Genomic DNA, 20,367 nt, shown 5'->3' on the forward strand with positions numbered 1-20,367 from the left:
AATGAGGATGAACAAAGGGGAAATCTATATGTTTTCCTTTATAAGTGTAATGATTCTATGTTTAGTAGCCTGCGATACAAAAGCGAATGAAGCGCCTGTATCCAAAAAATTTACTGCGAAAAATATAAATGAAATTTATATAAAAACAGTAGGAGAAAATATTAAACTTCATTCTACAACAGACAAAAATATTAAAGTTAATATAGGAGAGGTGAAAGATACAAAGGTAAAAGAAGAAGGAGAGAGATTAGAGATTATCACAGAGAATTCATCGGCTATTTTGAACTTGAAAACAGCTACTGTACATGTATATCTTCCTGAAAAAACATATAAAAAAATAAATGTTAAAACAGAATCAGGAGAAGTAGTAGGAGAGAATATAGCATCGAAACAATTGGATTTGTATAGTGATTCAAGTGATATAACAATAAAAAATTATAAAGATGGCAATATAAAAGGCGTTTCTAAATCAGGGGGGATTACGTTAAGGGGAGTAGAAGGAAAGTTTGATATTCAAAACGATACGGGAGTGGTGAATGTATCCGGTGCTTCAAATTTAAAAAATGAAAGTAAAATAAAAACCGAATCATCTAATATAAATATTGACTTTAAGAAAGAGCTGGAAAATCTAGAGATTGACCTGTCGACGCGTGCGGGTCAAATAAAAAATGAATTTTCACTCTCAACTGCTGAAAAAGGAGACAATCATAAAGTAAAAGGTCGTATAGGAACTGGAAAAGAGAATGATACAAAGTTAATAGTGCAGTCTATGACAGGAACGATTGAGTTAAAGCGTGATAAGTAGCGAGAGTATGAAACAGCTTTTAAAAAGTTTGATTATAAAAAATATATTCTGAATGAGGTCTTTCACTCTGCTTTAGAATATGTTTTTACTGTATAAATCTCTTTTTAGTTGTGTTTATTTCAGGATTTTCGCATTCTCATAGATTAACCGTCACCAGTGTGCGGTATACTCTCTTTTTCTTGACATGTATATCATATAGTATTAATATACCGGGGAGTATATTAATACTATATACATTGTAGAAACGTCTAATGAAAAGGAGTACAGGGTGTCATGGGAAGGAAAAAAGAATTAACAAATTCGAAACGACAGTTATCGGATATTTTAGCCCAAACGGTTAAAACCGGGATTATTAAATCAAATTTGGTCCCGATGTTTGCTGGGTTAACGTTGGCTTTATATAAATATAAAATGAGCCCGCTTGAAAAAATTCCGGAAATTATATTTGCTATGATTGGCTCGATTTTAATAATAGGAGCAGCAGGAGCTTTTAACAATTTGTATGATCGTGATATTGATTCGATTATGGAGCGAACTAAAAGTAGACCGACTGTAACGGGAGAAATTAGTCCTAAAGCGGTGTTATGGCTTGGGATATTAATGACGATTTCTGGTTTAGTATTTCTTGCGCTAACTACATATTTAGCAGCGTTATTAGGATTTTTAGGGTTATTTTTGTACGTCGTACCGTATACAATGTGGAGCAAAAGAAGAACAATTTATAACACGGAAATCGGAAGTGTTTCGGGAGCAATGCCGCCACTCATCGGCTGGGCCGCTATGTATCCGGATATCACACATCCAGCTATTATTGGTCTTTTTATCATTATGATTATTTGGCAAATGCCTCATTTTTATGCGATAGCAATTCGTAAACATGAGGAGTATAAAGCTGCAAATGTTCCAATGCTTCCAGTAGTAAAAGGGATTAAAAGAACATATATACAAACGAATGTGTATTTAATGATTTTAATTATTATCAGTGTTCTTTTAGGTTCGTTAAGCATTGGTCTAATGTTAGTGTCACTTCTTTTAAGTATTGTATGGCTTGCATTAAGTATTTACGGCTATAAAAAAATGGATTCAGAGAAGTGGGCAAAATCATTGTTTATTTTTTCGTTGTTCCATATGACGATTTTATTTTCAACCATTATTATTTATTCTCTAATAGGCGTCTTTTTCGGAAGTTGAGAGTAGGTTAATCTGCAAAGTGTAAAAAAACAATTTCTCCTGTATAAAAGGGGAAATTGTTTTTTGTTGTGTTTATATAGGATTGAAAACATTTCACTTTAATAATGCCCTTACAATAAGACTATCGGTTTGAGAGTATAATATGAATTTTTGAGCCTTTACCGATTTCACTCGTTACATGAATCGTTCCACTATGTGCTGTTATAATTTTATGAGCAATTGTCATTCCGAGACCTGTGCCCTCGCTTGAAACATTTGTGGTTGTTCCGCGATAATATTGTTTAAATAAGTTTTGAACGGTTAGTTCATCCATACCGGCACCTGTATCTTCTATTGTAATATGTATATCTTCTTGTAATAGAATAGAGGTATGGATTTTTGTTTCCGCAGGATTGTGTAAAATGGCGTTCATAAACAAGTTTTGTAAAGAACGGTGGAATAATTTTGTATCAATCGGAATTATTATGTTTGTTTCATCTGCTTGAAAACTAAAATGATAGTGCTGAGAGCGTGGGTCATTTGTTATGTCAGCTATTAATCTTCTGGTAAATTCAACAATATTTACTTCCTCTTTTTTTAAAGGAATCTGTGAATCTTGAAGACGGAAAGAGAGATTTAAGTCTTCAATTAATTCTTTCATATGATTTCCTTTTTGCTGAATTTCTTGCAAGAAATTCTCTTTTTCTTCTTGGCTCCAAGTATGATCTGGCGATAGCATAAGTGCACTGTATCCTGTAATATAGGTAAGCGGCGTTTTGAGATCATGAGAGATTCCTGCCATCCATTCCCGTTTCATTTTCTCAAGTTGTTCCCGTTCATTCTCTATTTCTCGTAATCTATTTGTTAAATGTTCTATATTTAGAAAGACGTCTTTATATAAGCGATAAGGTCCTTTTAACTTCCCTGTTTTTTTCTTGTACATTTGTTTTGTACTTTCTGGTATCACATAAGAACCTTCTGCTAGTTGGTTAATCCAAGAAATCATTCGAAATAAAGGTTTGCCGATATGCCATCCATACAAAATAGCGCCCAAAATAAGAGTACATACAAAGAGGCAAAAAACAATAAGAGCTTCCGTGTCTTTGTTATCTTTGTTTATTCCGATAAGAGGTAGTATGCCTTCCATAAAAATGGCCATAAAAATACCCATAAAAAAAGTACCGATACATAAACTACGAATAAAATGAAAGCCTAGCCTGAAACCAATTTTCATTTTTGTTGCTCCTTAGTATGCGGGATAAATTTATAGCCAATTCCTCTCAAATTTACAATGTATATAGGGGATTTAGGATCTGCTTCTATTTTTTTACGTAATTTGGAAATATGCATTACTACTGTTTTATCATCACCTATGGAAGTCAGTCCCCATACTTGTTCGTACAATTGTTCAGCAGTAAAAATTCGATTTGGATGTGTGCATAAGAATGTAAGTAATTCTAGTTCTTTAGCAGTGCAATGGACAGATTCACCGTTTACTGTTATCAGTCCCTCGCTTGGATATAGAGAAAAGGATTCAAAATGTAGGTTCAAATTTTCTTCATGGCGATGTTCTTGTATCATATTTTGTCTACGTAATTGGACATTGATTCGGGCAGCAACTTCTAAAGGATTAAATGGTTTTGTTATGTAATCATCCCCGCCAATTCCTAGTCCTGTTAATTTATCTAAATCGCTAGAGCGGGCTGTTACAAATAAAATAGGAGTATTTGTGTAATTGCGGATTTGTCTACATAGTTCAAATCCGTCTATATCGGGTAGCATCACATCGAGTAAGATGATATCAAATGGACGGCCTTTAATGAGGTTCAACGTTTCGGCTCCATTTATAGCTGTTGTTATATGCGTGAAGTTTTCTTTCTTTAGTGTAAGTACTAACATATCTAATATGCCTTGTTCATCATCAACTAAAAGGATTTTTTCTGTTCTCATTATGGATCCACCTTTACATGTTTTTCGAATCTGTTAGAAAGATATTTGGAAAATATTTCACATGTAATAGTGTAACATAATACTATTTTGCTAGATGAAAAAATAACAACAAAGAAATATTCCTTGTTGTTATTTTGATAATCAAATTAATTCATTTGTACCATAGGTGCAATTTTTGCCATAAATGATTGATGAAGTGCTTCTACACCATCTACTAAATTAAGGCGATCAATGACAACAGATACTTTAATTTCAGATGTACTTACCATTTTAATATGAATATTTTCATTCTTTAATGTAGAGAACATACTAGCAGCAACACCTGGATTAGATACCATACCAGATCCAACAATTGATACTTTAGCTAGATGATTTTCATATTCTACAGACTCATAGTGAAGTGCTTCTTGATTTTGTTCTAATACTTCTAATGTTTCTCGTAAGTCATTTGAGTGAATTGAGAAAGACAAATGAACAGTACCTTCATTTGTAATACTTTGAATAATAATATCAACATTAATATGGGCTTTAGCTAATGTAGAGAAAACAGTTGAAAGCGATCCTTGTTCTAATCCTTTAATTGTTACGCGTGTAATATTATCTTCAAATGCAATACCCTTAACGATCGATTGTTGTTCCATGTTACATTCTCCCCTTACAATTGTTCCGTTTTCTTGTTCCATACTTGAACGAACTTCTAAAATTACATTATGATTTTTTGCGAATTCAACAGCACGTGGGTGTAGTACACCAGCGCCGAGATTTGCGAGTTCTAACATTTCATCATAAGAAATTTCATCTAATTTATATGCGTCTTTTACAACTCGTGGATCAGTCGTGTATACACCTGTTACGTCTGTGTAAATGTCGCATTTTTTCGCTTTCAGCGCCGTTGCTAATGCAACAGCAGTTGTATCAGAACCACCGCGGCCAAGTGTTGTAATTTCGTTTTCTTCGCTTCGTCCTTGAAAACCAGCGACAATTACAATTGTTCCTTCTTGTAGATGTGATTGAATACGTTCTGTATTAATATCAGTAATCCGTGCGCTACTATGCACAGATTCTGTAGTAATACCAGCTTGCCAACCAGTTAGTGAAATAGCGTCGTACCCTTTTGCTTGCAGTGCAATTGTTAATAAAGAAATGGTAACTTGTTCACCAGTTGTTAAAAGCATATCCATTTCACGTTTACTCGGATTTTCGGTAATAGCGGTAGCAAGTGTAACGAGTTCATCTGTACTTTTTCCCATTGCAGAGACAACTGTAACAACACCGTGTCCTCGTTCATATTCTTCAATAATTAAATTTGCTACATGTTGAATGCGCTGAATACTTCCAACAGAAGTACCACCGAATTTTTGAACAATCGTTTCCATTACAAATTCCTTCTTTCATCCATTTTTATTAATTGATCAGGAAAGGTGTAAAAACATATAAAAGAGATGTATAAGTCCCTAAATATTCCTGTAGTTACCGGAAAGAAAAACAAAAAAACACCATCTCAAATAAGTGAGGATGGTGCTGTTACAGGAAAAGGGAAACAGAAAAAGGAGCTAATAAAAAAACCGCCAAAAAAGAATATCATATAAAGCATGATATCTCTTTTTTGTAGATAGCTCTTCATATATACACGTCTGTATATATGACAGTTCTGTTTCTATTCGAAAACAGCCCCAATTGATAAATGCAGAGAAACTTATCAATTTCGGCAATACTTCCTTTCTTCTAAACTCATTGACATCTCTGTGTCTCCTCTAGAATACTTATAAGCACTGCAACCTCTATCTCACGTTTTGGGCGAGAGTGTTTGGTTTATGAAGTTATTTGGTAACATTTGTTTTATAATAATTAAAATATTTTAGGAAATCAAGTGCTTTAATAATATTTTGAAAATTAAGTATATTCATTTTCGGTTATATGGTTTATGTATACTGGCATAATTGAATTGTTCGGTGTAAGTAGATGATTAGAAATATGTTGGAAACTATTGGGAGGTAAGGGGTGATAGTGGTTCTATATAGTTGTTTTATTGCCCCTATATCAATTATACAGTGTAGTTCTGTATAGTATATTTTATGAATTGAATTTAGTATAAATCGAAATATTAGTAGTTTACATATCTAAAGACTTAATTATTAGAAAAAAGAGAAAATTAAATGTATAATAAAAGGAAAAAGAAGGAAGATGTTTAAAGGAAGGGGATACATATGCAAGGAGAGGTGCAAACAGAAAATAAGGGGAGTTATGTAAGTAATTTATTGTTGCCTGTTACAAAATCACGCCATTTTACTTTCTTATGGATCGGGCAACTTCTTTCCGTTCTAGGAAGTTCTATTACAATGGTAATTCTTCCAGTAGTCGTATATACATTGACTGGATCAACAGTTGTTATGGGAACGACGATGGCTATGTATATGCTACCGAATATTCTTGTCTTACCGTTTTCGGGGTTAATCGTTGATCGTATAAATCGAGTTAAGCTAATGTTATTTACCGATATTGTTCGATGCATATTGATGATAACCCTTGCGGTGCTTATGTTTACAGATACTTTAACAATCACGATTTTATATGTGCTAGTGGCAATATATGGACTAATGGATGGGTTATTTCAACCGGCATATGCAGCAGTGAGAGCAAGGGTCTTTGTACCGGAAATTCGGAATGCGGCTAACGCATTAACACAAATGAGTAATCAAGGTGTTCGTTTAATAGGTCCAGCGCTTGGTGGTCTTATTGTTTCGGTTGCATCAGCGGGAATTGGGTTTGGTTTAGATGCATTGACTTATTTGTTGTCTTTTATTTGTTTATTGTTTTTAAAAGATGTAACAGCTAAAAAAGTACAGGAACAAACAAATCAAAAAATGAATTTCAAAAAAGATTTTACAGAAGGGATTGTTGTATTAAAAAGCCATCCATGGCTTTGGATTACAATTTTAGCATTTTCATTTATTAATATTTGCCACGCAGGAATTATCGTTGTATTAATCCCTTGGCTATTTAATGTACATCATCAGTTTGAACCGTTTGTCTATGGGATTGGAATGGCATGTTCTGGAGCGGGGGCTGTTGTGGCAGCTCTTATTTTTGGCGGGAGACAGAGGTGGCATAAACGAGGATTGCTTGCCTATGGGGGTGTCCTCATTAGCGGGATGTCACTTTTACTAATGTCTTTCGTTTCATGGGCGCCAGGATTAGTAGGGTTAATGGCATTAGAAGGGTTTGGGATTATGATTTTCGGTTTAATATGGGAAACGAGTTTGCAAGAACTTGTACCAGAAGAAGCATTCGGAAGGGTAGCAAGTCTGGATATGTTAGGGTCTTTTGCATTATTACCGTTAGGGTATGTAGTTGTCGGTTGGGTGGCGAATATAATTGGTGGTACGGTGACGATTACGATTTTAGCTATTGCAGCAATTGTCGTAGTGGTAATCGCACTACTTGTTCCGAGTATTCGTCAATTTGATTAATTTACGTTTACAAAAAATAAGTAAGCTCTGCCAAGCGGCAGAGCTTATTCTTCATGGAATACAAATGTTTGTGTAAATTGCTTTTCTGCTTTTTCTGGGTGACCGTTATAACTAAATTGATTTTCCTCCCAGCTAATCACTACGTCAAATGAGTTAGCGTCTTCATATAATGGGAATTTCATTTTTGTAAAACTAGTTTGGCTATATGACACGCTCATATCAGATTTGTTGAAAGGCTTGAAAGCAGCTTTTGATTTTGGGTTATTGTGACGTATTTCAACTGATACGTTAGATACGTCTTTTCCGACATTCTTTACAAGTAAGCTGTATGTATGAAACGTATCTTCTTTTGACTGAAGTGCTTGAGGATTCTTAGCCTTATCAACTTCAATATACCACTGCTTAGATTTTGATGTAACAGGGAGTTCTACAAAAGTGAAGGCACTTGTTTGAAGTGGAACTGCAAAACATATGAAAGTAAGTAAGAATAATATTTTTCTTTTCATGTATCATTCTCCAATTCGGTATAGCTGATTGTTTTGATTTTGTTAGCATTTGCTACTTGGAAAGGAGTTATGCACGCATATTTGATTGAACAATTATAGAAAAGTGGTGTTGCATTCTTTTTTCGTTTGTGAATGGAAATGTATATATCAGCGCCCAAAAGATTGTGTAGAATTTTTTTGCACAGTCTTTTAGTATTTAAACGTTTTAAAGAATATGAAATGAATTGGTTACATTTTAAAAATTTGAAGGGGATTCATGGGTTAGTAAAAGAAGAAAGGTTTTAATGAATAAAGGTTAGAAAGTAAGTTTAATTAGAGAAAAACATTCCGCAGCTGCACTAGTGGAATGTTTTTCTGTTTTTATATCAAGTAAATACTAGCTTAAAGTTCTTTCGAAAATATGCTTTGAACCAATTCTGTAAAGTTCTTTTCCTCTCTTGGTACAATTGATAAGTCTTCATGCCAAACCTCAATAATTTCCCAGTTATTGGTTATGCGAAAGCCTATAGCATCACCGGCAAAGTTATCACCAAATAGTAAAACATTTTTCAGTTCTGGATTGTCATCTACATCATATATTTCATCTGCTTCAATAAGTCCTCCGTAGAACATAAAATAGGAATTAGAAACAGATCCATAGCCCACTTCCTTTAAGAAGGAAATATAATCTTGGGGTACACCGTTAAGCATGGATTCTTCCTCAATAATGGAATCAGTTAATGTACTAAAATCATATTCAGTTGGTGCATCATGAATCTTTTTAATAATATCTTTGTATACCATATGTACACACTCCAAACGTATTTTGTGTAGCTAAATATTATAAATTTATCTGTATTGTTAACTTTGATCTTTCTTATAAACCAAAAATCTTATGTGACTCGCTTATTTATCTGTTATATTACTAGTTCTAGAGATAAACACAATGGAGTTGAGGCTATCATTAGCACAATACAAAATTTCTATGTAAATTAACTATATTGGATAAAAAAGAAAAATCAATACAATTTCATTTTGAAAATATAGAAAAAGTCTAGTACCACATTTTATCCCGTAAAGGCTCGATTCGTTTGGCTAACCATTAGTGAAGAAGTGAAGACTTCCACTGATGGAAGCTTCACTTTATTTTACGGAAGTAAGTTATACGATTAGAATTTTAATGGGGTTTATTGGAATAATACTAGGAGGTATATAATGTTTTTTGTTTAAAAGTGTCTCGATGATTGAGACACCAGTTCGCAATTGGTATGGATGGTGATTACAAATAGAACAACAATTACATTATCTCATTTCGCATTTTGGATATTTCGGGGTTATTATTGCTTTAGTTGGTGGAATTATCGGGTTACCAATACCAGATGAAACGATATTAACATTTGTAGGATACTATGTACATAAAGGAGAAATGAAATTTCTGCTTGCATTATTAAGTGCGTGTATCGGTTCGTCAATCGGTATTACTATTAGCTATTGGTTAGGAATAAAACTTGGGATTCCATTCTTAAAGAAATTTGGTCCGAAAATACATATTACAGAAAATAAAATAAATCGGACACAGATTTTATTTCAAAAAATAGGTCCTGCCTTATTATTTATAGGTTATTTTATTCCTGGAGTTCGCCATGTTACTGCTTATTTAGCTGGGATTTCTCGTTATCGATTTTCGACATTTTGCCTGTATGCGTATTCGGGAGCATTATTATGGAGTTTTACCTTTATCAAGCTAGGATTTGAGTTAGGAGAAAAATGGCGTCTGGTAGAGCATTATGTCCACCGTTATGGACTTATTCTTTTAATTGTGCTAGTTATTCTTGCGGGTTTGATTTTTGTATATTTTCGCTTCAAAAAAGATAAAAAGTAAGTTATCCCGCTATTCGCGGGCAGTCAAAGCTTGATAGGTGAGGGCTAATAATCAGTAGGGATGAAGAAAACTCCCTTTTTCATTCCCTTTATTTTCAACAATAGCTATTATAGGGTATTTTTGTAAAAGGTAATAATCCCCTGGTTTTTATCCCCCTATTTTTTCATATTTTGTTACAGTATAACGACCTGGATAAGATTCCAAAAGTTCACTAACCCATATTTGAATTTTATCTCCTGTTTTTAAAAACTTAACAGCATCTGAATCATTAAAACTTAGGATAGAAGCAGAAGGATGTTCTTCCCTCGATGATTGCTCTAAATATCCTATAATATTTGAGTCCTTTATCTCCTTTTCGTCAATAAAATAAACTTTTTTATCTTTAAAGACAACATATCCTTGCGCTTGATAAGAATCTTGATGAGTATTGATATCTTTGTTAACACTCATCAATGGATCACCATTCCTCCCTTTTAAAACTATGACAACTAAAAATACAAGTATTAACAAGAAAAGAAATTTCCTCAAAATGTCTACCTCCATACATTTAAGTATCAATCCCCAATAAAATTAAGAATTTATTAAAATCAAAAATAATTTCACATACTATAAAGGATGTAAAATAAAGATTTTTTGATAATAAAGAAAATTATAACAGATCCTATTGGTAGAAAAAACTAAATGATAACTTATTAAAACTGATGTGAATTTAAGCGTAATTGTTTACATTAAATCTTTTCCTATAAACACTTTACATAAGTTAGACTATTAAAACGAAAAAAAGAACCTTACAAAAATGTAATGTTAATGTCACAAAATAAGATAGTACATTGTTAGTAGTCTTATTAAAATTGAATAGATTATAATTTGTAGGTGGAGAACAATAAAGAATATAATAAGAATTTATTAGAACCCTATGAGAAATCATTTAATAAGGTAGAGTTTGTTAAAATGTAGCGTGAACTAAAGTATTAAAGGAGATTATGTAATGAATTTTAAAGATTTAGATTACGAATGGTTCAACTTTATAAATAGTAAAGTACAGGAATATCCATTAATAGATAATGTAATGATTATATTTGCAGAATATGTACAATATGCTTTCGTGTTATTACTCATCTTGTTATGGATAAAGAATAAACCTAACTTTCGAATAATGGCTTTTCAATCGATTGTTGCGTTTACTTTAGCGTATTCCATAAATAGATTTATTGAGTTATTTATTTATAGAGATCGTCCTTTTGTTTCACATAACATCACACAACTCGTAGAGCATGCTGCCAATTCTTCTTTTCCAAGTGATCATGCAACATCAGCTGTTGTAATTGCAGCTACACTATTGCTATCTGCTTATCGATTTAAATATACTTGTTTTTTCTTAGCGCTTGGTGTAGCTTTTTCGAGAGTATGGGTAGGAGTACATTATCCACTTGATGTAATTGCAGGAATTGTACATGGGGTATTGATAGCATTATTTACACAGTATGTTGTATTTAAAATACGTCCTATCGCTACATTAATCGCGAAACCTATTTTTCAAGGGAAAACTAGCTGAAAAGAGTCGAATCGGTTGGATGATTGCTAACATGTGCATAAGAGAATAGATAAAAACAGAAGCATAGTTACACGATTTTTTTACAAAGTGTGTTTTATAAGATTAAAAGACTGATAGCCCTCTAATTAAATAGGGGGCTTTTAGGTATGGATGAAAACTATAAAAAGCTAAACTTTTATAAATAAAAAATATTTGTGCATCAAAAAATAGCCCTCACTCAAGGCGTTGGGACACCTTTTTCCCTTTTAGAACTAAACGAACAGATAGAAATGTTATTGAATATGAAACATTAATCATAGTACATTTAAAAAAGAGAGAATTTTTCATAAAGAGGGTGAGAAGATGCTTGATACAGCTGAGAGTTCAATAAGGAATCAAATGTATACAGTAGAAGAACAACAAAAGCTATATAAAAGAACATTGGTAATCGTAAGTATTTCACAAATGTTTGGTGGCGCCGGATTAGCTGCTGGTATTACTGTAGGTGCACTTCTTGCGCAGCAAATGCTTGGAACCGATGCATTCGCAGGATTGCCAGCAGCCATGTTTACAATGGGATCTGCAGGAGCAGCGTTAATAGTAGGAAGGCTGTCTCAACGTTATGGGCGCCGGATCGGGCTTGCGACAGGATTTATGGTAGGTGGACTTGGGGCTATTGGTGTCGTGATTGCCGCTTTAACAAATAGTATTATTCTCTTACTTGCTTCCCTGCTCATATATGGTGCAGGTACAGCAACAAATTTACAAGCTCGTTATGCTGGTACGGATTTAGCGAATAAGAAGCAAAGGGCAACGGCTATTAGTATTACAATGGTTATGACAACATTTGGTGCAGTTGCGGGACCGAATTTAGTAGGTGTAATGGGGAGTTTCGCTCTTTCTCTTGGTATTCCTGAACTTGCTGGTCCGTTCATATTATCAGCAGCTGCATTTTTATTAGCAGGTCTCGTACTTTTCGTTATGCTTCGTCCAGATCCATTAATAATAGCGAACATGATAGAAACATATAAACAGGAACATACAAATAAAGGGCATGCGAGAGTTAACAAACCGATAGCAAATAAAAGGGGTGTTACAGTTGGGGCCCTCGTTATGATACTTACTCAAATTGTTATGGTTGCCATTATGACGATGACTCCTGTACATATGGAGCACCATGGGCATGGATTAAGTGAAGTGGGTCTTGTTATTGGATTTCACGTAGGAGCGATGTACCTTCCGTCACTTGTTACAGGAATCCTTGTTGACAAGATTGGTCGAATGGCAATGAGTATTGCTGCCGGAGTTATACTACTTAGTGCGGGTGTGGTAGCTGCCATTGCACCGAGCGATTCTTTAATACTTCTGATTATTGCTTTGTCTTTACTTGGATTAGGATGGAACCTTGGATTAATAAGTGGGACTGCTCAAATTGTTGATGCAACAGAACCTTTAATGCGTGCAAAGACACAAGGGAAAGTAGATGTTTTTATTGCGCTGGCAGGAGCCTCTGGGGGAGCGATGTCAGGCATGGTGGTAGCAAATTCAAGTTATGCAGCATTATCATTAGCTGGAGGAGGTTTAGCCTTGTTGCTCGTTCCTGTTGTGATTTGGTCTCGAAAAAATAAAGAACATGAAATGAAATAGAAGTCTTGAAAGTGTTGTTTATTTGTTTGTGATGACGGTGAAAAAGAGGTGGATAGATATTTACTAAAAGAACATAAAGAGATTATTACACAACATGAATCTTAAAAAATTGTAAGAAGTAAGTCTACTTTTTATAGCTTAGTAGGGGATGAAGCCCTCTTCTGATTAAAGTTGTATTTTATTGGAGGGCTTTTCCGCAATCATATTAGTAATGTAATGCAAAAACTAAGAGTCAAAGGATTTCACAAACAGTTATCATGTTTCTTCGTATAGCGTAATTTCAATTATAATAATTAGGCCAACTTTGTAGAAAAAGTTGGCTGTTTTTTCTACTGTCTTTCGTTTTATACGAATTACAGTATAGGAACAGAGGGCATATGTTGAAAATGCATGGTTAACAACATTGCAAAATCAACCATGTATTTTCAAAGTTTCTTTGCAATAAATCCTCTTTTTTGATCCAGAAATACAATAGACCAGTGTCTCCCCAATCCATTTCAGACTCATCGTTCGTATCAAGTTGTAACAGTAACATCCAATCTTGAGGACTACCGGATAAACGCTTTATTTCTTTATCTGAAGGGTATCCATTTCCTAAAGAGATTCCGTTTGTAACAAGATGACACTCTTCAGCCATTTCTTCTGATTGTATAGCTTGTGCGGAGCCGAGTAAATGATGCAATCCATCGATATACAATTCTTCTATTTCTTTATAAAGATCCCATTCATCATCATGTGATAAACCTGTTTCACCGACTTTTTCTTTTGCTAATGTCCACGTTTCTTGAAATGAAATGATTGAAGGAGGGAACACTTCTGTTTGAAGTTCTCGTCTTTTTAGCTTTTCTATATTTTCCGTGTACATAACGCGGTGTCCTCCGGTATCCCTTGGATCAAATCCCCACGGTTGTTCTTCTGCGTCATAAAAGAAATACAACATGCCTTTTGTAGGTAGTGGGTTTCCTTTGTGATAGGATTGTACTTCTTCTAAATTCAGTTGCCCAATAAAGTGTAGCGGTATGTCGTTATATGTTGGAATCTTTAATTCATCAGGTAAATCTGGAAAACCTCCTAATTTTGACGTTCCGATTGCTATTTGCTCATCAGATCCTTTACGTAGATGAATTTGAATTGCTCGGTCAAGAGAATTTAAAATATGCTTTTCTAGATGAATGGCATTATACTTTTTGAGCGCATTTTGTAGAGTTTGTTTCATTATGTATCACCTCATTCTTATTGTACAACAATTTGGTAATGTTTTCTGAATAAAGAAGAAAATTGTGAAAATTATGTTAAAATATCATTAGCATAGAAAAAGGAGGAATATTTTATGACAAAAGATCGTCTTGCCCAAGTAGATTTAACGAAAAAAATGGAATCAAAATCAAAGTATAATAAGAAACTTGAGAAGTATCAAAGGCGCTTATTAGCGCTGCAGCAAATTTTACAAAAAGAAAAAATAGCTGTTATCATGGCCATGGAAGGTTGGGATGCAGCCGGAAAAGGGGGAGCGATTAAACGAATTACTGAGCATCTTGATCCGCGTGGATTCCAAGTAAATCCAATTGGTGCGCCTGCTCCTCATGAACAACGTTACCACTATTTGCAACGCTTTTGGCGGAAAATTCCCCAGTATGGTCAAATTACTATTTTTGATCGCTCTTGGTACGGTCGTGTATTGGTTGAGCGTGTAGAGGGTTTTGCTACAAAAGAAGAATGGACGAGAGCATACGATGAAATCAATGATTTTGAAAAATTATTAACGGATGATCATTACATAGTAGCAAAATTCTTCTATCATATTAGTAAAGATGAACAACTGGCACGATTTAAGGATCGGGAGAAAAATCCTCTGAAGAGATGGAAAATTACAGATGAAGATTGGCGCAATCGTGAAAAGTGGGATGAATACGTCCGGGCAATGGAAGAGATGTTTGAGAAAACAGATAAACCGAATGCAAGCTGGAATATTATCGCTAGTAACGATAAATTATATGCACGTGTGAAAACATTGAAAGTGATCATTTCATTAATTGAAAATTATTTTATAGAGCATGGAATCGAATTACCATCATACTATCATGAAATGAAAAAGGAAATGCAAGAGGAAAGCGAACAAGTACAAAATTAAATTATGTCCTCTTCACCATAAGAAGTGTACGCAAAAAATGAAGAATATAATCGGAAATTGATGATTTTGTTTATGCCCATAAGTGAAGTTTATTCTTGTGAAAACTACATAATTATGCTAAGATTTATGTAACTTTTAATGAACGGAGGGGTCTCCTTTGATTTTAATCAGATTACGTCTCAATACTTTGTGCCAATAATTGAATAGCGCTCAAAGGCTCTGTCTGTGTACAGAGTGAACGGGATTGGTCTGCCTATTTTAAAGGAACCCTTTATTGAACAGATATGTGAAAAGAGGGAGGGACGAATACGCCCTCTTTTTGTTTTGCCTTTATAAATAGAATGATGTGATATATGTGTATGCTTCCTTGAATACGTATATCATTTGGGACTTATTGACCATGTAGCAATTTGAAAGCAATGCTTTCTTTTGTTTATTTGGTGTACTCTCATCCGTTTGCAAAAAGCACAGGCAGTGACCTGTGCTTTTTATTTTACGTAATCGAAATGGAGGAATTAATGTATGGAAGAACTAGTGCAAAAAGCGATATTAGTTGGAGTAAATTTAAATAATGAAAGTGATTTTGAATATTCGATGGAGGAGTTAACAAATCTTACGGAAGCGTGTGATGTGGAAGTTGTAGGGCGAGTTACACAAAATTTGCACCGCGTGAATCCATCACATTATATTGGAAAAGGGAAAATTGAAGAAGTTTCTGCTTTTGTGAAGGAAGCAGATGCGAACATGGTGATCTTTAATGATGAACTATCACCTTCGCAAATTCGAAATTTAGAAGCTGATTTAGATTGTAAAGTCATTGATCGTACAATTTTAATTTTAGATATTTTTGCGCAGCGTGCGAAGACAAAAGAAGCACAGTTGCAAGTTGAAGTAGCACACCTGCAATATATGATGCCACGTTTAATTGGTCTTCGTGAATCTTTAGGAAGACAGAGCGGCGGCGTTGGTACGAAAAACAAAGGTGTCGGTGAGAAGAAATTAGAATTAGACCGTCGTAAAATTGAGGAACAGATTGCAGCGTTAAATAAAGAGTTAGAAGCGCTTGTCGCACAGCGCCAAACGCAGCGCAAACAACGTAAGAAAAATGAAATTCCTGTTGTTTCCTTAGTAGGATATACAAATGCGGGTAAGTCAACGATAATGAATACGATGCTGGAGATCTTTAATGGTTCTACCGAGAAACAAGTATTTGAAAAGGATATGTTATTTGCGACGCTGGAAACGTCAGTGCGAAATATTGAACTTCCAGATAATAAATCATTTTTATTAACAGATACAGTTGGATTTGTAAGTAAATTACCGCACCACCTTGTGAAAGCATTCCGTTCTACATTAGAAGAAGTAGCGGAGGCAGATTTATTGATTCATGTAGTGGATTATGCAAATCCAAATTATGAACAATTGATTGAGATTACAAACCAAACTTTAAAACAAATTGGTGTTGAAAATATCCCAACGATCTATGCGTATAACAAATCAGATATGATGGATGTTGAAATCCCGAAAACTCAGGAGGATCGAGTGTATCTATCTGCAAAACAACAAATTGGGATTGAGGAACTTGTAGAAATGATTCGTTCGCACATATACAAAGAGTATACAAAGTGTGAAATGTTAATTCCGTATGATCAAGGGAAAATTGTCTCTTATTTCAATGATTATGCACATGTTACATCTACGAGTTATGAAAATGAAGGTACGAAAATTTCACTTGAATGTAAGACGAGTGATTTTGAAAAATATAAACATTTTGTCATTTAAAATGAAAAAGACATTGATTTTATTTGGAATTTTTAGTTATACTAAAAATAGCATGAATGAAATGAAAAGAACGGAAGGGTGACCCAATTACATGAAGTACTAATCCTATTTACGAAAGCAAACAATTGAAGGTTTTTTAGCATACAATAACGCTGTTATTTGTGATGCCTTCAATTTGCGTTTTTCAGAATAGGATGGGACTTCTATAGTTGGATCTAAAAGGGATAGTCTCTTTTGGTATGCACCTATAAATGATTGATGCCTCCTATTCTGAATGGATATAGGGGGCATTTTTTGTCTCCTACATTTGATAAAAGGAGATGTTACTATGTTTTTATTAGAAGCTAATTATATAAAGTATTATGTAAAGGATCGTTTATTATTAGATATAGATCAACTACAAATTCAGCAAAATGCTCGAATTGGGTTAGTAGGTAGAAATGGAAGCGGGAAAACAACGTTATTTCAAATGTTAGCTGGGGAAATTTCTCCAGAAGAAGGAAATGTTATTCAACGTACTAAATGTGAACTTTTACCGCAACTTAAACGGACGGATACAACGAAAAGTGGTGGTGAAGTGACGCAAGAATATATTCAAAAGGTTTTTGTGAAAGACCCAGAACTTTTACTAGCAGATGAGCCGACAACAAATTTAGATACAGAACATATCGAATGGTTGGAGAAGAAATTGAAAAAGTGGCAAGGGGCATTTGTTGTTATTTCACATGACCGTGCGTTTTTAGATGCTCTTTGTACAACTATATGGGAATTGAATGAAGGAAAGATAAAAGAGTATACAGGCAACTATAGTGATTATGTAAAACAAAAAGAAATAGAGCTTCATCAAGAACAATTAGCTTATGAAACATATGAAAAAAAGAAAAAGCAGCTAGAAGAAGCAATGAAACTAAAAGAGAAAAAAGCTGAAAGAGCAACAAAGACGCCAAAAAAAGTAAGTAAATCCGAAGCGAGAATTACAGGAGCAAAGCCATACTTTGCCAAAAAGCAAAAGAAGCTACAAAAAACAGCATCGGCCATTGAAACGAGGTTAGAAAAGCTTGAAAAGGTAGAAAAAATAAAAGAAATTCCACCGCTTAAGATGAACCTGCCGAATGCGGAAACGTTTAAAAATCGGATTATTCTTCGAGTAAAAGATTTAACAGGTAAAGTTGGTGAGCGTGTACTTTGGAGCAAAACGAGTTTTCATATTCGAGGTGGGGATAAATTAGCAATTATCGGCTCAAATGGAAGTGGAAAAACAACACTTGTAAAAATAATTATGAACCAGGGGTATGGCATTAGACTTTCACCAGCTATGAAAATTGGTTATTTTAGTCAAAATTTAAACATATTAGATACGGAAAAATCAATTATCGAAAATGTCCAGTCTTCTTCCAAGCAGGATGAAACACTGATTCGAACGGTTCTTGCGAGAATGCATTTTTTCAGAGATGATGTTTATAAGCCTGTAGGGGTTTTAAGTGGCGGTGAACGAGTGAAAGTAGCGCTGACGAAGTTATTTTTAAGTGATATTAATACTTTAGTGTTAGATGAACCGACGAACTTTCTCGATATGGAAGCTGTTGAAGCATTAGAGTCTCTTCTAAAAGAGTACGAAGGAAGTGTAATCTTTGTCTCACATGATCGCCGGTTTATTGAAAATATTGCTACACGAATTTTAGCAATTCATGATCAAGAGATTAAGTTATTTGATGGAACGTATCAGCAATATAAACTCAATCAAGTGGAAAAGACGCGAGATACGAAAGAAGATCAGCTTCTTTTACTTGAAACAAAAATATCGGAAGTACTAAGTCGCTTAAGTATCGAACCGTCTGAAGATTTAGAAATAGAATTCCAAAAACTTTTAAAAGAAAAAAGAGAATTATAATTAAATTTTATTTAGAAAATAAAAAGTACATTACGACTAATGGAGTGATGTACTTTTTTCTGAGCTAGATGTTGTTTTTTGTTTTTGCCACTATGCAGATAAAAATACTAATAATGTGAGTGAGAGTGCAACAATTTCTTTTGTCTTTTCTCCATAGTTTTTATGCTTTGCCTTCATTTCTGTCTAAGTATAAAAGAAGAAAAAATCACTATAATTAAAACTTATAATTACTATATAAATATAATAGGATAAATGATTTATATAAAATCGAAGTTGTGTTACTGGAAAAAGAGATAAAATCATTATAGAATAGGAAATGTTTCAAAAATCAGAAATTATTACAGTAAGTGTACGGTTAATAAGTTGTATTTTCTGTTTTTAGGGAAGGAGAGAGTGAACTATGCAGGCAGTGTCAAAGGAAAATACAGTGGATTCACCGACGATTTATCGTATTTTATTTGCGATTAGTTTCGGCCATTTTTTAAATGACTCGATGCAGGCTGTTGTACCAGCGCTATTTCCTATTCTGGAAAAGTCGATGAATTTATCTTATATGCAAGTAGGGTGGATTGCATTTGCATTAAATATGACGTCATCGATTATGCAACCTGTATTTGGGATGTATTCAGATAAGAAGCCGTCGCCATTTCTACTGCCACTTGGTATGTTTTCAAGTATGCTTGGGATGATTGGACTTGCGTTCGCGCCAAACTTTATTATCGTTATTATTTCTGTTTTATTTATTGGGTTAGGATCAGCGGTTTTTCATCCTGAGGGAGCACGGGTTGCTTATATGGCAGCAGGTACAAAGCGTGGTTTGGCGCAATCGATTTATCAAGTAGGAGGAAATACAGGGAATTCTCTTGCGCCCATTTTTACAGCGTTAATTTTTGTTCCGTTTGGGCAAATTGGATCACTGGGATTCACAGCTTTTGCAGCAGTAGGTATTGTGCTATTAATTTTTGTTTCAAACTGGTACAAAAATGAGTTAGTAAATGGTGCGGTGCGAAGAAAGAAACGAGCTGCACTTGATGCTGAGAATGCAATTGTAAGTACGCATATTAAATTTGTAATCGTTCTTCTTGTTTTCTTAACCTTTGTTCGTTCTTGGTATGGAGCTGGCATCGGGAATTTCTATCAATTCTATTTAATAGAGCATTACGGTTTGTCTATTAAAAATGCGCAGTACTTTGTATTTGCATTTATGATTGCTGGGGTGCTTGGTACATTCTTTGGTGGGCCTTTGGCCGATCGATTTGGTAAGAAAAATATTATCGTATTTTCAATGCTAGGTTCTGCACCACTCGCACTTTTATTACCATATGTTTCTCTCGCATGGGTTGTACCGTTATTTTTATGTATTGGTTTTATTAGTTCTAGTAGCTTTAGTGTTATCGTTGTATACGCACAAGAACTTGTTCCGGGAAAAGTTGGAATGGTGTCAGGCTTAATTGTAGGTCTTGCGTTTGGCCTTGGAGCGTTAGGGGCTGTTGTTCTTGGGAAGTTAGCAGACGTTTATAGTCTGCAATTTATTATGGTATTATGTAGTTGTTTACCGTTAATTGGTCTTACGTCATGGTTATTGCCAAGTGATCGAAAATCACGATAGAATAGGGGATG

The 20,367-nt window shown here is 34.3% G+C and carries 17 protein-coding genes and 1 riboswitch; of the genes, 10 read left to right on the forward strand and 7 right to left on the reverse strand.

The annotated features are described in order from the left end of the window. Positions 1–7: 7 nt before the first annotated feature. The gene (locus tag QRY57_RS10230) at positions 8–805 is read left to right on the forward strand and encodes a DUF4097 family beta strand repeat-containing protein (protein WP_432804081.1); all 798 of its coding nucleotides are present in this window, start codon (positions 8–10) and stop codon (positions 803–805) included. A gap of 273 nt (positions 806–1,078) precedes the next feature. Beyond that, on the forward strand, positions 1,079–1,996 hold the full coding sequence (gene cyoE, locus QRY57_RS10235) for a heme o synthase (protein ID WP_026591701.1): 918 nt from the start codon (positions 1,079–1,081) through the stop codon (positions 1,994–1,996). Positions 1,997–2,117: 121 nt separating this feature from the next. On the opposite strand, the gene QRY57_RS10240 is transcribed toward cyoE, so the two are convergent. The 3 genes from QRY57_RS10240 to QRY57_RS10250 form a co-directional block, all read right to left on the reverse strand. After that, entirely contained in the window at positions 2,118–3,209 is a 1,092-nt protein-coding gene (locus QRY57_RS10240; protein WP_286017346.1) for a sensor histidine kinase, read from the reverse strand. Continuing rightward, the gene (locus QRY57_RS10245) at positions 3,206–3,925 is read right to left on the reverse strand and encodes a response regulator transcription factor (protein ID WP_286017347.1); all 720 of its coding nucleotides are present in this window, start codon (positions 3,923–3,925) and stop codon (positions 3,206–3,208) included. Before QRY57_RS10245 ends, QRY57_RS10240 begins: the two co-directional genes overlap by 4 nt. 146 nt (positions 3,926–4,071) lie before the next feature. Next, positions 4,072–5,301: an aspartate kinase gene (locus QRY57_RS10250; protein WP_286017348.1), complete on the reverse strand. Its 1,230-nt coding sequence runs from the start codon at positions 5,299–5,301 to the stop codon at positions 4,072–4,074. A gap of 229 nt (positions 5,302–5,530) precedes the next feature. After that, positions 5,531–5,717, reverse strand: a riboswitch (Lysine riboswitch). Positions 5,718–6,132: 415 nt separating this feature from the next. Between QRY57_RS10250 and QRY57_RS10255 the strand changes: the two genes are divergently transcribed. After that, positions 6,133–7,395: an MFS transporter gene (locus tag QRY57_RS10255; protein ID WP_286017349.1), complete on the forward strand. Its 1,263-nt coding sequence runs from the start codon at positions 6,133–6,135 to the stop codon at positions 7,393–7,395. 44 nt (positions 7,396–7,439) lie between these two features. Here QRY57_RS10255 and QRY57_RS10260 read toward each other — a convergent pair whose 3' ends face one another. Beyond that, entirely contained in the window at positions 7,440–7,901 is a 462-nt protein-coding gene (locus tag QRY57_RS10260; protein WP_286017350.1) for a YozF family protein, read from the reverse strand. A gap of 381 nt (positions 7,902–8,282) precedes the next feature. Further along, the gene (locus tag QRY57_RS10265; protein ID WP_286017351.1) at positions 8,283–8,684 is read right to left on the reverse strand and encodes an SMI1/KNR4 family protein; all 402 of its coding nucleotides are present in this window, start codon (positions 8,682–8,684) and stop codon (positions 8,283–8,285) included. Between the two features lie 481 nt (positions 8,685–9,165). Between QRY57_RS10265 and QRY57_RS10270 the strand changes: the two genes are divergently transcribed. Beyond that, positions 9,166–9,762, forward strand: coding sequence for a DedA family protein (locus QRY57_RS10270; RefSeq protein ID WP_286017839.1), 597 nt, complete (start codon positions 9,166–9,168; stop codon positions 9,760–9,762). Positions 9,763–9,909: 147 nt separating this feature from the next. Here QRY57_RS10270 and QRY57_RS10275 read toward each other — a convergent pair whose 3' ends face one another. Next, positions 9,910–10,290, reverse strand: coding sequence for a DUF3221 domain-containing protein (locus tag QRY57_RS10275; protein ID WP_286017352.1), 381 nt, complete (start codon positions 10,288–10,290; stop codon positions 9,910–9,912). 460 nt (positions 10,291–10,750) lie between these two features. Between QRY57_RS10275 and QRY57_RS10280 the strand changes: the two genes are divergently transcribed. Both QRY57_RS10280 and QRY57_RS10285 read left to right on the forward strand, forming a co-directional pair. Beyond that, a complete protein-coding gene (locus tag QRY57_RS10280) occupies positions 10,751–11,317 on the forward strand; it encodes an undecaprenyl-diphosphatase (protein ID WP_026591693.1) in 567 nt (188 codons plus the stop codon). A gap of 342 nt (positions 11,318–11,659) precedes the next feature. Further along, on the forward strand, positions 11,660–12,943 hold the full coding sequence (locus tag QRY57_RS10285; RefSeq protein ID WP_286017353.1) for an MFS transporter: 1,284 nt from the start codon (positions 11,660–11,662) through the stop codon (positions 12,941–12,943). A gap of 394 nt (positions 12,944–13,337) precedes the next feature. On the opposite strand, the gene QRY57_RS10290 is transcribed toward QRY57_RS10285, so the two are convergent. Continuing rightward, on the reverse strand, positions 13,338–14,159 hold the full coding sequence (locus tag QRY57_RS10290) for a YwqG family protein (protein ID WP_286017354.1): 822 nt from the start codon (positions 14,157–14,159) through the stop codon (positions 13,338–13,340). Between the two features lie 114 nt (positions 14,160–14,273). On the opposite strand from QRY57_RS10290, the gene QRY57_RS10295 reads away from it, so the two are divergent. The 4 genes from QRY57_RS10295 to QRY57_RS10310 all read left to right on the forward strand — a co-directional run bounded on the left by QRY57_RS10295 (position 14,274) and on the right by QRY57_RS10310 (position 20,356). Then, a complete protein-coding gene (locus QRY57_RS10295; RefSeq protein ID WP_026592052.1) occupies positions 14,274–15,074 on the forward strand; it encodes a polyphosphate kinase 2 family protein in 801 nt (266 codons plus the stop codon). A gap of 522 nt (positions 15,075–15,596) precedes the next feature. Then, positions 15,597–16,856 carry a GTPase HflX gene (gene hflX / locus QRY57_RS10300; RefSeq protein WP_286017355.1) on the forward strand — a complete coding sequence of 420 codons (1,260 nt, stop codon included), beginning with the start codon at positions 15,597–15,599 and terminating at the stop codon, positions 16,854–16,856. A gap of 328 nt (positions 16,857–17,184) precedes the next feature. Further along, positions 17,185–18,747, forward strand: coding sequence for a Vga family ABC-F type ribosomal protection protein (locus QRY57_RS10305; RefSeq protein WP_286017356.1), 1,563 nt, complete (start codon positions 17,185–17,187; stop codon positions 18,745–18,747). Between the two features lie 400 nt (positions 18,748–19,147). Next, positions 19,148–20,356 carry an MFS transporter gene (locus QRY57_RS10310; RefSeq protein WP_208016943.1) on the forward strand — a complete coding sequence of 403 codons (1,209 nt, stop codon included), beginning with the start codon at positions 19,148–19,150 and terminating at the stop codon, positions 20,354–20,356. Positions 20,357–20,367: the final 11 nt, after the last annotated feature.

The sequence above is a fragment of the Bacillus arachidis genome (genome assembly GCF_030285945.1).
GTDB lineage: Bacteria > Bacillota > Bacilli > Bacillales > Bacillaceae_G > Bacillus_A > Bacillus_A arachidis.